The following is a 14,442-nucleotide window of genomic DNA, read 5'->3' on the forward strand; positions in this document are numbered from 1 at the left end:
ACGCCCCCAATGGAAGGCGAACCACCGTGTCCCCCCACACGACTCCCTCCCCGCAGCTTTTAGACGTCGCCAGCCCCGACTTGGCGCACTGGCTGGAACTTCCGGCGCACCGCTCCGGCGTCCGCGTCGCCCGTCACGTCATGGGTGCGCAACTGGCCAAGTGGGGCCTGCCCGAGAGCGTGCGTGACGACGCGGTGCTGCTTGTCTCGGAGCTGGCCACCAACGGCGTGTGCCACACCCCCAGCGCGCGGCTCCTGTGCGGGGTCGGTATCGTCGACGACCGCTGGCTGCGCATCGAGGTGCACGACCACGACTACACGGGGGGCGGGCTCTCCCGCTGCGAGCCGTGTGTCGACGACGAGAGCGGGCGCGGGCTGTTCATCGTGCAGGCGCTCGCGGACACCTGGGGGGTCGACCGGTCGGCGCTCACCGGCGGCAAGGCCGTGTGGGCCATGCTGCCGACCGGGCGCTGATCACCGGACGATGCAGGGGGCGAGGACGCCCGCGGCCTGTTCAGGTGGTCGCGGGCGTCAACTCGGCCAGCAGCAGCGTGCGGTCGTCGGCTCCGGGCGCCGCGCCGGGGACGCGGAGCAGCCGTTCACACAGTGCGGGGAACGCGTCCGGGCCGCCGTCCGGCGCGGGTTCGGCGGCCGCCGTGTCGAGGGCTGTGGCCAGCCGGGCGATCTCCTGGTCGATGTCGGCGTGCCGGGACTCGACCAGCCCGTCGCTGTAGAGCAGGAGCAGGGACGGCTCGGAGACGGTCAGCACCGTGGGCTCGTAGTTGCCGGTGGCGAGCCCCAGCGGCAGTCCCGAGCTGGCGAGGATCACGGGTGCGGTCGGCCCCTCGGGTCCGCGCAGCAGTGGGGGAGGGTGCCCGGCGCCGACCAGGGTGCAGGTGCGCGAGGCCGCATCCCACTCGGCGTAGATGCAGGTGGCGAAGGACGCGCCCGGGGTGTCGTAGGCCAACTCGTCGAGGCGGCGCATGAGTTCGGCCGGCTCCATGTCGAGCCGGGCCAACGTCCTTACGGCGGTGCGCAGTTGGATCATGGCGACGGCGGAGTCGGGGCCGTGCCCCATCGCGTCGCCGACGACCAGGCCGACCCGGCCGCCGGGGCGCGGCAGCACGTCGAACCAGTCGCCGCCGATGATGTTGCCCTGGCCGGCGGGGAGATAGCCGTGGGCGATACGGCAGCCGGGGAACTGCCGGGCCGGGTCCGGGAGCAGGCTGTTGCGGATGGCCAGCGCGGTGCGGCGCTCGCGTTCGTAGCGGCGCGCGTTGTCCAGGGCCACACAGGCGCGGGCCGCCAGCGACTCCACGGCCACGGCCTCGCCGGGCAGGAACGGTTCCCGCTCCGGGCCGCGGGTGCAGGCGATGAAACCGATGACGGCGCCGCGCAGTTGGAGCGGCACCACGAGGAAGGACGCCGTCTTCAGCAGGTCGTCTATGCGCTGCGCGTCCCCGCCCGCGGAGGCCAGCAGCCGCTGCGAGGTGTGCGCGTCCACCCCGTCGAGCACCTGGGTGTGGCCGGTGGCCAGGGCGCGCGCGTACGGGGTCTCGCGCGGGAAGACGATGACCTCACCGACCGGCAGCACACCGTCCCAGGTCTCCTGCGCCTCCGCGCCCACCCGCACCGCCAGCCGGCGCGCCTCGATCTGGGCCGGATCGACGGACTGCGTCGCGTTCTCCTCCAGCACCCACCGCTCCAGCAGATACACCGAGGCCGCGTCGCAGAACCCGGGCGTGAGCGCGTGCACGACGTGGGTGCCCGTCAGCCGCAGATCGAGCTCCGAGCCGATCACGTCCGCCGCGGGGGCGAAGACCTGCCTGCGGCGTGGGGGCCCGGCAGGGAGTGCGTCACCGTGGTGACTTCGCGGTTCGTTCCGCAGGGTCGTGCCTTTCCGGATGGGGACCGGCCGCGTGGCGTGGGGCATGCGGTCTGCAGTGCGTTCGACGGCAATCATATGATGACTCGTCAAGGATCTTCGGGCGAAGAGGAGTTGCAGTGCCGGGTAGCGCAGGGCTTCCGCAGGGGATCGATCCCGACAAGGCGAGTGTCGCCCGAATGTACGACGCGATGCTGGGCGGTGAACACAATTTCGCCATAGACCGCGAGGCGTTGGCGGCGTTCACCGCGATCGACCCCCAGGTGCGCACCCTGGCCCGGGCCAACCGCGACTTCCTCGGCCGGGCCGTGCGCTTCCTTGTCGCCTCAGGAGTGCGGCAGTTCATCGACCTCGGCTCGGGCATCCCCACCCAGGGCAACGTCCACGAGGTCGCGCAGGCCGCCAGCCCCGGCGCCCGCGTGGTCTACGTCGACAACGACCCGGTGGCGGTCGCGCACAGCACCTCCCTGCTCGCCGACAACCCGGACGCGGACATCGTCGACGGCGACATCCGGCGGCCGGCCGAGGTCCTGTCCGCCCCGCAGGTAAGGAAGTTGATCGACTTCGAGCAGCCGGTCGCCGTCCTGATGATCACGATCCTGCACTTCATCACGCCCGCGGAGGACCCGGCCGGCATCGTCGCCGAGTTCCGTGACGCACTGCCCGACGGCAGCTGGCTCGCACTGAGCCACGCGACGAACCAGGACCGCCCGGACACCGCCGCGGCCGTCGGCCAGTTGTACCGCTCCAAGGCCACCTCGCCCGTCACCGCCCGTTCCCACGACGAGATCCTCGGCCTGTTCGACGGCTTCGACCTCGTCGAACCCGGTCTGACCTACGTCCCCCTGTGGCGCCCGGACGCCGGGGACGAGATCCCGGAGAACCCGTCCGAGTACTGGGTCTACGCGGGCGTCGGCCGCAAGGGCGCGTGAGCCGCCCATTCGACCTCCGTACCGAAAGTCAGGCGCCCGCCCCGGATTTGACCGAACGAGGGGGAGTGAGACGTGCGAACCGGGGCAGGGGGCTCTTGACCGAAGTTCGTTCGAACGAATGGGGTGGGCGTTATGGGAGCCGTGACGGCAGCGAAGGCAGCGGCCACGGCAGGGCTGCGGGTGGCGGCCGAAGAGCCGCTCCCGTTGATCGCGGAGCCGTCGAAGGTGAGCCCGAAGGACGCGCGTGAACTGTCGCGCCAGTTCTTCGACCGGCTGACCTCGCTGGAGGAGGGCACCCACGAGTTCCAGTACGTGCGCAACACCCTGATCGAGATGAACCTCTCCCTCGTGCGCTACGCGGCGGCCCGCTTCCGCAGCCGCAGCAACAACGAGATGGAGGACATCGTCCAGGTCGGCACGATCGGACTCATCAAGGCGATCGACCGCTTCGAACTCACCCGAGAGGTCGAGTTCACCTCGTTCGCCGTTCCCTACATCGTCGGTGAGATCAAGCGCTTCTTCCGCGACACCAGCTGGGCCGTCCATGTGCCGCGCCGGCTGCAGGAGGCCCGCGTCGAGCTCGCCAAGGCCACCGAGGAACTCCGCTCCCGCCTCGGCCGTACGCCCACCACCCGGGAACTGTCCGAGCTGATGTGCCTGACCGAGGAAGAGGTCATCGAGGCCCGCAAGGCGTCCAACGGCTACACCTCCTCCTCGCTCGACGCCGCGCTCAGCTCCGACGCCGGCGCCGAGGGCGAGAGCGTGCTCGGCGACGTCATCGGCGAGGACGACCCGTGCCTCGAACTGGTCGACGACCTGAACTCCCTGGCCCCCCTGATCGCCCAACTCGACGAGCGGGAGCGGAAGATCATCCACATGCGCTACGTCGAGGAGCGCACCCAGGCCGAGATCGGCGAGGAGCTCGGCGTCTCCCAGATGCACGTCTCCCGCCTCATCAGCCGTATGCTCCGGCGCCTGCGCGCGGGGCTGCTCGATCCCGCGGTCGCCTGACGGGCACAACCTGCCCAACAATCCGGTCTGTTGGGTGAAATCGCCCTCCCCGGACGCCCGTTCCGCGGGACTCTCGTACTGTGACCGGACCGGCGCCCTGGGTGCCGGTCCGGCCGTGACAGGGTTGCCGGAAGGGGGAGTTGTGGCGTGGCGGAGTGAGGAGTTCGGTGAGTCCCACGAGGGCATCGTGGGGGCGACCCTCGCCGACGGCAGTGAGCCCAAACCCGTGTATCTGGACGTGGGCAGTGGCACCAACGGATTCCAGACGCGCGAGTGGTGGGCGTACAACGGCTGGCTGGGCCGCCCCAAGGCGGCGGCCTGGCGGGCCTCCTGCGCGTGCGGCTGGCGCGGCGAGAGCCATCCCATCGACTGGGACCAGGTGGAGGACCACGACCTGGACGACCTGGACACGTCCGACGCGTACGAGGACTGGTGGGAGCACATCAGCGCGGTCGAACGCCGTACGGTCCCGCTGCCGGAGGAACTCTCCGATCTGATGGAGCAGTTGGAGGAACGGCTCGACGCGCTCGCGGAGACGGCACCGGTGGCCGCGGTGAAGGCGGTGGCCATGCTGGAACGCATGGCGGGCCGGGTCGGCAGGGAGGCCGCGTACGGGGTGCGGGCCGACGACGTGTCGGGCGAGGCGCTCGGCAAGGCACTGGGACTCAGCGTGAACCGGGCGCGTTCCCGGCTCGACCGTTACCTTCGGCCCTACTGAGCGACGGCCGGCGGACCGGTCCCCGCCGTGGGAGGGGACCGGCCGCCGGACCGTGCCAGACTGGACGTACCGTTCGCCCCTGCTCCGTCGTTCCCGCACTTCACCGAGGTTGTCCGTGACCAAGCCGCCGGCCCGAGTCCCCCAGCGAAGCAACGCGCGCTCCAACCGGGAACGCATCCTGGCCACGGCCCGCCGGGAACTCGGCCGGAATCCGGACATCACCCTGGAGGAGCTCGCCCGCGCCTCAGGCGTGGTCCGGCGCACGCTGTTCGGGCACTTCCCCGGCCGGGAGGCGCTGCTTGAGGCGCTGGCCGAGGAGGCCTCGGAGGCGCTGATGGCCGCGCTGCCCGCCGACCCGGAACCGGTGGAGTCGGCCGACCGGGCGTTCGTGCGCTTCGTCCTGTCGATGTGGACCGTGGGCGACCGCTACCGGCTCCTGCTGGCCCTGGCCCGCCGTGACCTGGGCGTCGAGCGGGTGGCCGAGGTCCTGGCACCGGCCCGCCGCGCCGCCACCGCCATCCTGGACCGCGGACAGCGCGACGGCGTCTTCCACACTCAGCTGCCTCCCGCCGTACTGAGCGCCGGACTCGAGGCCCTGACGGTCGCGCTGCTCGAAGAGCTCAACACCGGGGAACTGGAGGACGACGGCACCCACGCTGCCGTCGCCGCGCTGATCGCGACCGGCGTCCCGGAGAAGCAGGCCCGTGACGTGGTGGACGAGATCGCTGGCGCGATTCGCCCCGTCACGGACGGCTGAGCCCTCAAACACCCTCCCCGTACGGCGAGTTGACTCATGCCGAACCGCTCCGCGCGCTGTCGTCGGACCGGAAGGTGACCGACTCGCCCGACAGCCGGGCACTGAGCCCGCTCTCCGTCGCGGTGACGGACCGAAGCCGCAGCCCGTCGGGGATGTTCCGCAGCTGTATCGGCCGCTCGAAGACCCTGGTGAGCGCCGTTCGCCCCACCTCGGGCAGCAGGCCCCCGGTGACCTGGAAGTTCTTGAAGGCGATGCGGTTGCCGGACAGCACCGAGACGGTCGCGGCCACGGTGACGTCGGCGCCTGGAGCGAGCAGGACCTGCGCGCGTACCTGGTCGGGCCGGGCACCCCGCGAGATCTCCAGCCCGAGGGCGTCGGACACGTCCGGGTAGGACAGCAGGGCGGTCGCCTCCGCCGAGCGGGCCAGTGCCTCCTTGTCGTCGTCCGACTTCCTCAACCCGGCGAGACGGAGCGAGAGTTGGCTCACCGGAAGCGGGCCGGTGGTCTCGCTCGCCGGTATGTCGTGCGCGGTGATGTCCACGTGCCGCAGGGTGCCGGCGGCCAGCTGGGTCAGCACGGGGAAGCCCCGTACGTGGACCTCCGGCACCGAGGGCGTGTGCATGCCCTCCTGGAACGCCCTGGCCGTACGGGACTCGACCCGCGCCGTCGCGAGGCGGTCGACGGCGACGGGAACGACGAGCAGCGCGACCAGCGCGCCGACCGCGACGACGACCGGGCGCCGGTTCCTGCGCGGCGGGCGCGTGTCGTCGGACTCGTACGCCCCGTACGTGAAGTCGGCGTAGTCGTGCGGGTGTTGATACATGAGGTCTCCTTCAGCGGGACGGTCGCAGTCGGTGAACCGTGGCGGCGGCGCTGTCGCGTCCGACGCCCGCGGCGATGAGGGCGGCGGTGGCGGCTGCCGTGCCGTCGTCTTTCCAGAGGCCGGAGTTGACGCATTCCAGCAGCGCCAGCATCTGTGCCTCCAGAGCTCTGTTGAGCGGTCCCGGCGGGACGGCGGTGTGGAAGACGCCCTGTTGCTGGCCCTGGGCGAGGATCCCGCTGACCGTCTCGCGGGCCGGGCGGAGCAGCGCGTCGATCGCGTCGGGGCCGAGGTCGCGGTGGGCGAGGCCGAGGAGGGTGCGGTAGCGGTCGCCGACCGACCACAGGGCCAGGACGAAGCGGGCCAGCGCGGTCACGGCGTCCGGCGCCGGCGGCTGAGCGGCGGCGCTCACCCGCCGTACCGCCTCCCCGGCGTCCGCGGCGAGGCCCTGGACCAGTGCGGCCCGTCCGGTGAAGTGCCCGTATATGGTGCGCCGGGCCACGCCCGCGGCCACGGCGATGTCACCGAGGCTGCAGTCGGGGTCGCGGCCCAGTTCCCGCAGGGCCGCTTCCAGGATGCGGGCGCGGGTGGCGTGCGCCCTGGCGCTGCTGCGGCTGATCACGTCGACACCTCCTGGAGGGGCTGGCTCGTCCCGGCATAGTTGCACATCAATGGGCAATAAAATAGTCTGCACATCAGTGAGCAATTAATGCGTCCCCAGGAGTCCCCGATGCCGCTCTTCGTCACCACCCCCGTCGACCGGACGGCCGGGCCCTACGCACGCCGCTGGTCCGCCCTGATCGTGCTGTGCCTGAGCCTGCTGATCGTGGTCATGGCGAACACCTCGCTGATCGTGGCCGCACCCGACATGACCACCGACCTCGGCCTGAGCAGCAGCGATCTGCAGTGGGTCATCGACGGCTACACCGTCCCGTACGCCGCGCTGATGCTCGTACTGGGCTCGATCGGCGACAAGTACAGCCGCCGCGGCGCCCTCGTCACCGGCCTGATGATCTTCGCCGGCGGATCGGTGATGGGCAGCCTCGTCCACGAGACCGCTCTCGTCATCGCGGCCCGCGCGACCATGGGCGTGGGCGCGGCCGTGGTGATGCCGGCCACGCTGTCCCTGCTGGTCGCGATCTTCCCGAAGCGCGAGCGGGCGCGGGCCATCACGGCCTGGACCGCCACCTCGGGCCTCGCCATCGCTGTCGGCCCGCTGGTCGCGGGGTGGCTGCTCGAGAGCCACGCCTGGGGTTCCACGTTCCTGATCAACGTCCCCATCGCCGTCCTCGCGGTGGTCGGCGCCCTGGTCCTCGTCCCGCCGTCCAAGGCGGACACGGCGTTCCGCATCGACTACGTGGGCGGTCTGCTCTCCATCGTCTCGGTCGGCAGCCTCGTCTACGCGATCATCGAGGGCCCGCACTTCGGCTGGGGCGCCGGACCCGTCACCGCGGCAGTCGTCGCCGCCGTAGGACTGCCCGCCTTCGTGGTCTGGGAGCTGCGCCACCCGCACCCCATGCTCGACGTCCGCAAGTTCGCCCACCGCCCCTTCAGCGGCTCGATGACGGCGGTGCTGTTCTTCTTCTTCGGCACCTTCGGCGCGATCTACTACGCCACGCAGTTCCTGCAGTTCGTCCTCGGCTACAACGCGCTGGAGACCGGCGTACGACTGCTGCCGCTGGCCGGAGCCGTGTTCCTCGGCGCCGTGGTCACCGGACGGCTCACCCCCAAGCTCGGCATGAAGCCGATGGTGGTGACCGGCATGGTGCTCGGCACCGCGGCCGTTCTCCTGCTCACCCGGATCGACAAGACCTCCACCTACGGCGACTTCCTGCCCACGCTGATGCTGCTCGGCTTCGCGGTCGGACTGAGCGTCTCGCCTGCCACGGACACGATCATGGGCTCCTTCCCGGAGAACGAGCTCGGTGTCGGCGGCGGCGCCAACGACACCGCGCTGGAACTGGGCGGCTCGCTGGGCATCGCCATCCTCGGCTCGCTGCTGGGCACCATCTACAAGGACAAGCTGACCGACCTGGTCGGCGGCCATCTCCCCGCCGCCGCCCTCGACACGGCCAAGGACTCGGTCGGCGGCGGCCTGGCGGTCGCCCAGGAGATCGCGAAGACGCCGTCCGCCGGACCGCAGCAGGCACAGGCCCTGGTCGACGCCGTGCACGAGGCCTTCGCCCACGGTGTCGCGCAGACCAGCCTGGTCGGCGGGATCATCATGGCCGCCGGCACGCTGATCGTCCTCGCGGTCCTGCCCGGCGGCCGCGCGGCCGACGAGCCGGAGCCGGAGGCGGCGCAGACCAGCCGCGACCAGGAGCACGCCGACTCCGTCTGAACTCCGGTGCGATGCGGGCCCCTTCGTGCAGCGGGGGCCCGCACAATCGCGTGCCGAGCCGACAGGTACGGCTTGCCCGCGGGACGAACAGGCAGGGGCACACTCCGGTCCGCGGGGCCATCGTGCATAAACTGGCACAGTTCAGCCTCGGCGCCCGCTCCCTCGTCCGCTCGGAGAACACCGTCCCCGCATCGAGCGGCGCCGGGGTCGCCGACGGTTGAAGCTCACTTCACGAAATCGACGGTCCTGCCTGTGCACGCTCCGGACACCACCGCCATCACCCCCGAACCGGCCGACACGGCGCCGCGTCGCACCCGACGCTGGGTGCGCCCGGTGGTGATCACGGTCCTGCTCGCGCTGTTCACCACCGAACTGGTACTGGGCTGGTCGTCGTTGGCCGCCGCGCTGTCACAGCTGCGCGCACCCCGGCTGAACTGGTTCGCCGTAGCGCTCGTCGCCGAGGTCGCCGCCATGGGCTGCTACGCGCGCATGCAGCGCCGGCTGCTGCGCTCGGCCGGGGTGATCGTGCCGATCCAGAAGCACGTCGCCCTGGCCTACGCCGCCCACTCGCTCAGCGTCACACTCCCCGGCGGACCGGCCTTCTCCACCCACTTCAACTACCAGCAGATGCGCCGCTTCGGAGCCACACCCGCCGTCGCCTCCTGGTGCATCGCGCTCTCCGGCATACTCTCCGCCGCGGCCCTGGCCGTCGTCACCGCGATCTCCGCGATCGCCTCCGACGGCAGTCTGCAGTGGCACAGCCTGATCACCCTCGGCCTGGCCGTCCTGCTGCTCACCGTCGGCATCAGGCGCATCACCCGCCACCCGGAGAAGGTCGAACCGGCCACCCGGGCTGCGCTCGCCAAGGTCAACAAGTTGCGGCACCTTCCCGAGACCCAGGGCCTCGACCGGATCCGCGGCTTCGTCGAGCAACTCCGCACCGCCCGGCTGCAACCCCGGCACGCGATCGCCGCCGCCGTCTTCGCCGTGCTCAACTGGCTGCTCGACGCGGGCTGTCTGTGGCTGTGCTTCCACGCCATAAGCGACACGCAGATCAGCAACGCCCAACTCCTGCTCGCCTTCTGCGCGGGCATGGCCGCCGGCACCCTCACGATCATCCCGGGCGGACTCGGCATCATCGACAGCGCACTCGTCCTCGGCCTGGTCACGGGTGGCGTGGCGACCAGCACCGCCATCGCCACGGTCGTGCTCTACCGGATCATCAGCTTCGGGTTCATCATCGGCGTCGGCTGGATAACGTGGCTGGTCATCCGCCGCCACAACCGCCGCGAGCCGGTCGTCCAGGTCGTCGAGGTGCCGTAGGGGTTCCCTTCGGTCAGCCGCCGCATTCATCGAGCGCCCGGGCCTTCACCGTGCCGGTCGACAGTGCCGTATAGGAATAGCACTGAGCCCAGGACGACGCGGCGACCTGCACCACCAGGACCGCTCGGTCGTCACCGCGGTCGACCGAGCGTGCCCGCACGCGTCCCAGCGCCTTGGTGATCTCCCGGTCGGTGAGCGTGCCGTCGGCGTCGGCTGTCTCCAGCCGGGTACGCAGCTGCTCCGCCGCGGCGGCCACGGCGGCCCGTGCCGCACGGTCGCGGTCCTGCTCGTTGTCCTGCACGGACTGGAAGAACCACACCACCACCCCCGCCGCGAGCAGCACGCAGATCAGGACGAGCGCGCCGAGGCAGCCGGCCGGCCGGCTGCCTCGGCGTGGTGCCACGGGAGTCACCTGAGCCATGCGCTCATGTTCCCGTGTAGCCGATGGCGGTCAAGGCGTCCTCCACCACATGCTCGTACCCGGTGGTGCCCGCGTTGTTCGGGTGGAAGGCCTCCCGGCTCAGACAGGTCTGGCCGATCCCGGCGACCGAGATGCACGTGGAGTGCGGGTCGCCCTCGTGGAAGTCGCCGTCGCCGTTCGGCCCGAGGACGATCTTGTTGATCCACTCGTCACTGTCGCAGCCGCCGTGCCCGACGAACGCGTCGACCGGATTGGCGTACGACACGTCGATCCCGCCCGCGTGCAGTTCGTCGACCTTGTCCTTCTGGACGCCGTCGATGTAGTTGGCCAGGGTGGCCAGGGCATCGGCCTCGTCGCCGTCGATGTACCAGGAGCCGGTGCACTTGACTGTGCGGCTGAGGATCTCCGGGTAACCGACCATCAGGATCTTGGCGTTGGGGGCCTGTTGGGCGATGGCCGCCAGAGTGTTGCCGACATCCTCCTTGATCTTGTCGGCCAGTGCCTCGTACTTGGCGAGGTAGTCGCTGTTCGCGCAGTCCCCGAGGCTCGCGCAGTCGGAGATCGCGCCGACGAACGTGCCGTAGTTGTTGCCGCCCATGGTGACCGTCACCAGGGTGGTGTCCTTGGTGAGGACTCCGGACTGGATCTGCGGGATCTCCCGGAACTCGCCCTCGGCCGCGCCGACTTCGCCGCTCTGCCAGTAACTCGTGTCGGCGGTGCCGTCGACGTTCCAGGTGGTCGAGCCCGAGCAGGCGACGAAGCCGAGTTCGGCGCTCGGGCTGTAGTTGTCGGAGAGTGTCGCGAGGCCCGCCGGCATGCCCGGCAGCACCAGCTTGCGCGGCCAGGCGTTGGCGCTGCGGCTGCACGCGTTCCAGTCGGCGGTGCCGTGCTCCTGGTCGGTGGACTCGTCGTAGTCGCCCGCGCCTTCGCCGGAGGAGTAGGAGTCGCCGAGCGAGGCCACGATGTGCTGGGGCTTGGCGGAGAGCCACTGGAAGCCGACCGCGTCCCAGGCGATGTCGTTGTCCGCCTGCCCCTCGGCCGTGTAGTTGGACAGGGTGACGCCCTGGAAGTCCGATCCGGCGGTGAAGTGGTAGATGCCCAGACTCACCCAACGGTTCTCGTGGGACACGGCGTTGATGATCCGGTTGTGGGTGGTGCCGTCGCCGAGGTGAATGGTGTAGACGGCCTGCTGACTGGCGGACCCGGTGTCGGGCAGATGGACCAACACCCGTGTCCAGGACGTCCGTTGACTGCTGAGCCGCCAGGTTCCGGTGGCGGCCATCAGCCCGGATGCGGTGCCCGGGTCCGTGGCGGGGTCGTCGATGTAGGCGGAGGCGCCGTGCGAGTCGTCACGGGCGTGGGCGTACCAGAAGTGGTCGCCGAAGCCGCCGCCGATCTGGTGCAGGTCGCCCTTGGCCTCGTAGTGGCCCTGGGCGTCGGCGTTGAAACGGAACGAGAAGCTGCCCGAGTCGGTCCAGGCCGACTTGTCGCAGCCGTCGGTGAAGGTCGGCACGCTGCTCGGCACGTCGTCGACGATGGTGAAGCCGACGTCCGAGTTGTCGCACCTGGTGCCGGCGCCGTTGTTGCCGTTGCCCAGCTCGGCCCTGAGGGTCTTGTAGGTGAGGTACTCGTGCCCGCAGCTCTCGGCGCAGCCGACCTTCCAGGTCGTCTGGGCGCCGTGGTACCAGTGCGGGGGATCGCAGGTCTCGCCGAGATGGTCGACCTCGCAGCGCGGCGGGTCGGCGGGGTCGCAGGCGTTGATGTCCGGACTGCAGAAGGTGTCCAGGCCCGGCTTGACCGTGGAACGGTCGCTGTCGGAGTTCCACCAGGCCGCCGAATAGCCCGCCGTGTTGCCGTCGTTGGCGGTGCCGTCGTCGGCGTACGAGCGCCCGGTGTCGATGGGCCAGGCACCCCAGCCCAGCACCTTCTCCTCGTACGGCCAGTCCTGCGGATGCGCGGCGTCGGCGTAGGTGTTGCCGTCGAGGAAGGCGTGCCGGTCCGGCGGATAGAGGGGGTTGGAGGGGTTGTTGAGCCAGCCCAGGCCCCAGTCGGCGCTCGGGTTGGCCGGAACGTAGTGGTTGAGGCCCGAGTTGTAGTCCCACAGTGCGGCGAACCAGTTCTCCGGGGCTGCCGGGTCGTCGGTGTTGAGCCTGATGCCGCCCGGTGTGATCGCGTCGTCGTGCAGCTCGTTCCACTTGGCCGCGAGGGTCTGTGCGGCGACCGCGATGTTGGACGTGTAGTCGAGGGCGATGGCCTTCTGCTGGGCGGCCGGGAACTCGTCCACGTCACCGGTCTTCATCCCGCTGGTCTGCTGGCCGATGCCGTAACCGCAGTCGGCCTTGGACCAGTCGATCAGCCAGTGGTCCTCGGGGGTCGCCGGATCGCTGGGATGGCCGTAGAAGCCGTTGGTGCTCGCGAGGGTGGAGCTGGTCTGTCCGGGCAGTGCACCGCCCTCCGCCTGCCACAGGTTGGACTCCTGCGCGAGCACGCCGAGCAGCACCTGGGCGGGGATACGGCCTCCGGAGGTGGTACCGGTGAGCGCGGGGAGAGGGAACATGCCCTGGGGGTTGACGGTGCCGAGCCCGGCGGCGGTACGCCAGCCGCCCTGACGGACGTAGGTGCTGGTCAGGTCACCGCGGATGGCCATGTCCACGGCCCACTCGACCTGGTTGGGAGTGGGCTGGTAGGCCTGCTGGCCGGGGTCGTTGCGGGGCTGGGAGCAGGTGCGGTCGTCGTCGACGGTGGAGGTGGGGTCACCGGCCACGGCGGCGGAGAGTTCACCGCTGGAGCCCGTCAGGGCGGGGGACGTCGTCAGGCCGGAGGCTTGGGTGTCGGTGGCCGCCGTATCGACCGTGAAGGGCACGGACTTTCCGGTCGCCGGGACCTCGGTCGTGAGCCGGAGCGGCGCCGGGGTGTTCCACGCGGTGGCCGCGAGCGGATCGCTGACATGGCTGCGCAGGTTCTGGGAGACGGCCTGGTCGACGGCGAGAGCTCCGGTGGAGGAGACGGTCGCGTCCGCTGGAACCGCCAAGCGCCGTACCGCCGAGGGGAGTTGTGACGTACTCGGATCACCTGTGAGGAAGACCCGTCCCGAAGTGCCGGATCGCAGACCCAACTTGCCGGACGGGCCCTTGGCGAAGGTGGTGGTTCTTCCCCCTGCCGTACGGCGGGCTCGGGCCGTATCGCCTTGCTGGTCAAGGAAGTTGATGCCGCCCTGACTGTCGACCCGTAGGTCGAATGCGGTGCCGGAGGTGGTCGCGAGCTCAGTGGTGCGGTTGCTCCGGTCGAAGGTGACAAGTCGGCCGGACGCCGCGCCGACGATGCCGTTCTCCGTGGGGATCGCCGAGGTGACCTGGACGTTCTCGGTCTGCCTGCGGATGATCTCGCCGGTGGCGGCATCCACCGTCAGCAGCCGGGTCCGGTTGTCCTCGTCGTCACCGATCTGCGTGAGTACGGCGGTCTCGCCGGTCCCGCAGCCCGGGTCGAAGTAGGCCAGGGTCACCGTGTCGGCGAGCTTGGTCACCTTGCCGCTGGTCAGATCCACCACGGCCGCGAAGGCGCCGTGCTCCATCAACTGGGGTTCGTTGGTGAAGTCCCGGGGTGCGTACACGACGACCGCACGCTTGCCGGAACCGGTCACACAGGCGTTCCCGATCCACAGGTCGGTGGCCAGGCCGGGCTCGGAGAGGGTGGCCACGGAGCGCCACGAGTAGGCCGTACGGCTCTCGGCGGCGAGCAGGTGGAGACCGGATCCGTCACCGGCGACGGTGACCGCGCGGTCGGCGGAGGTCCTCCAGGTCTTCGGGAGCACGGTGTCGGGGGACAGGACCTTGGAGGACTGACCCTGAGAGCCCCGACCGGGCGTCGCGGGATCGGCGGTGCTGCCGCTGCTCGCTGCCGAGGCCGGGCCACCGCTCAGCAGGGCGGCGATCGTGGTCGCTGCCGCCGCCAGGCAGAAGGATCTTCGTGCTGCACGTCTCGTTCTCACGGATTCTCCACGCGTAGATGGGGCGACCGAGTTGCTGCGAGCGAAGCCGAGCAATGTGCACTTCTGTGGTAAATCCACCCGTTCCTCATGTTGGTCCTGCGCTGGTCAACAACCCATCCCTTCAACGGGGTTGGCGGATGAAAAGAGTGCGCAGAAGGTTCCATGGCGCAGCCAGGCTTGACGACTTCTTGGGTGAATCTTGGTTGGTGTTGTTGAATCCTGAGGGTGATTCTGTGACGGTCGCGTG

General features: G+C 70.3%; 12 protein-coding genes. 7 read left to right on the top strand and 5 right to left on the bottom strand.

All coding sequences use genetic code 11. The features are described 5' to 3' along the window. Window positions 1–140 precede the first annotated feature (140 nt). Window positions 141–473 carry an ATP-binding protein gene (locus tag ACFXC1_RS08445; protein ID WP_381240537.1) on the top strand — a complete coding sequence of 111 codons (333 nt, stop codon included), beginning with the start codon at window positions 141–143 and terminating at the stop codon, window positions 471–473. Between the two features lie 40 nt (window positions 474–513). Here ACFXC1_RS08445 and ACFXC1_RS08450 read toward each other — a convergent pair whose 3' ends face one another. Further along, a complete protein-coding gene (locus tag ACFXC1_RS08450) occupies window positions 514–1,962 on the bottom strand; it encodes a PP2C family protein-serine/threonine phosphatase (protein WP_381240540.1) in 1,449 nt (482 codons plus the stop codon). Window positions 1,963–2,003: 41 nt separating this feature from the next. Here ACFXC1_RS08450 and ACFXC1_RS08455 point away from each other — a divergent pair, with 41 nt between their 5' ends. The 4 genes from ACFXC1_RS08455 to ACFXC1_RS08470 all read left to right on the top strand — a co-directional run bounded on the left by ACFXC1_RS08455 (window position 2,004) and on the right by ACFXC1_RS08470 (window position 5,302). Continuing rightward, the gene (locus ACFXC1_RS08455) at window positions 2,004–2,816 is read left to right on the top strand and encodes an SAM-dependent methyltransferase (RefSeq protein WP_381240543.1); all 813 of its coding nucleotides are present in this window, start codon (window positions 2,004–2,006) and stop codon (window positions 2,814–2,816) included. A gap of 132 nt (window positions 2,817–2,948) precedes the next feature. Then, window positions 2,949–3,827 (top strand): SigB/SigF/SigG family RNA polymerase sigma factor, encoded by an 879-nt coding sequence (locus tag ACFXC1_RS08460; RefSeq protein ID WP_381240546.1) that lies wholly within the window; start codon window positions 2,949–2,951, stop codon window positions 3,825–3,827. A 142-nt stretch (window positions 3,828–3,969) separates the two neighbouring features. Continuing rightward, window positions 3,970–4,545, top strand: coding sequence for a hypothetical protein (locus tag ACFXC1_RS08465; RefSeq protein ID WP_381240549.1), 576 nt, complete (start codon window positions 3,970–3,972; stop codon window positions 4,543–4,545). Window positions 4,546–4,660: 115 nt separating this feature from the next. Next, window positions 4,661–5,302, top strand: coding sequence for a TetR/AcrR family transcriptional regulator (locus ACFXC1_RS08470; RefSeq protein ID WP_381240552.1), 642 nt, complete (start codon window positions 4,661–4,663; stop codon window positions 5,300–5,302). A 34-nt stretch (window positions 5,303–5,336) separates the two neighbouring features. Here ACFXC1_RS08470 and ACFXC1_RS08475 read toward each other — a convergent pair whose 3' ends face one another. Next, complete coding sequence (locus tag ACFXC1_RS08475; RefSeq protein ID WP_381240555.1) at window positions 5,337–6,125, bottom strand: LmeA family phospholipid-binding protein; 789 nt, start codon at window positions 6,123–6,125, stop codon at window positions 5,337–5,339. 10 nt (window positions 6,126–6,135) lie between these two features. Continuing rightward, window positions 6,136–6,744, bottom strand: a complete 609-nt coding sequence (locus ACFXC1_RS08480) for a TetR/AcrR family transcriptional regulator (protein ID WP_381240558.1) — start codon at window positions 6,742–6,744, stop codon at window positions 6,136–6,138. A gap of 108 nt (window positions 6,745–6,852) precedes the next feature. On the opposite strand from ACFXC1_RS08480, the gene ACFXC1_RS08485 reads away from it, so the two are divergent. Then, the gene (locus ACFXC1_RS08485) at window positions 6,853–8,463 is read left to right on the top strand and encodes an MFS transporter (protein ID WP_381240561.1); all 1,611 of its coding nucleotides are present in this window, start codon (window positions 6,853–6,855) and stop codon (window positions 8,461–8,463) included. Window positions 8,464–8,715: 252 nt separating this feature from the next. Continuing rightward, entirely contained in the window at window positions 8,716–9,786 is a 1,071-nt protein-coding gene (locus ACFXC1_RS08490) for a lysylphosphatidylglycerol synthase transmembrane domain-containing protein (protein ID WP_381240563.1), read from the top strand. Window positions 9,787–9,799: 13 nt separating this feature from the next. Here the strand turns inward: ACFXC1_RS08490 and ACFXC1_RS08495 are convergent, their stop codons facing one another. Continuing rightward, a complete protein-coding gene (locus tag ACFXC1_RS08495; RefSeq protein WP_381240566.1) occupies window positions 9,800–10,189 on the bottom strand; it encodes a hypothetical protein in 390 nt (129 codons plus the stop codon). Between the two features lie 22 nt (window positions 10,190–10,211). After that, window positions 10,212–14,195, bottom strand: coding sequence for a golvesin C-terminal-like domain-containing protein (locus tag ACFXC1_RS08500; protein ID WP_381240568.1), 3,984 nt, complete (start codon window positions 14,193–14,195; stop codon window positions 10,212–10,214). Window positions 14,196–14,442 lie beyond the last annotated feature (247 nt).

The organism is Streptomyces hokutonensis, assembly GCF_042751305.1.
GTDB lineage: Bacteria > Actinomycetota > Actinomycetes > Streptomycetales > Streptomycetaceae > Streptomyces > Streptomyces hokutonensis_A.

Excerpts from the sequence above, each read along its gene's own strand:
- ACFXC1_RS08445 (WP_381240537.1), top strand. The coding sequence starts at position 141 with ATGGGTGCGCAACTGGCCAAGTGGGGCCTGCCCGAGAGCGTGCGTGAC.
- ACFXC1_RS08460 (WP_381240546.1), top strand. The coding sequence starts at position 2,949 with ATGGGAGCCGTGACGGCAGCGAAGGCAGCGGCCACGGCAGGGCTGCGG.
- ACFXC1_RS08450 (WP_381240540.1), bottom strand. The coding sequence starts at position 1,962 with ATGATTGCCGTCGAACGCACTGCAGACCGCATGCCCCACGCCACGCGG.
- ACFXC1_RS08485 (WP_381240561.1), top strand. The coding sequence starts at position 6,853 with ATGCCGCTCTTCGTCACCACCCCCGTCGACCGGACGGCCGGGCCCTAC.
- ACFXC1_RS08475 (WP_381240555.1), bottom strand. The coding sequence starts at position 6,125 with ATGTATCAACACCCGCACGACTACGCCGACTTCACGTACGGGGCGTAC.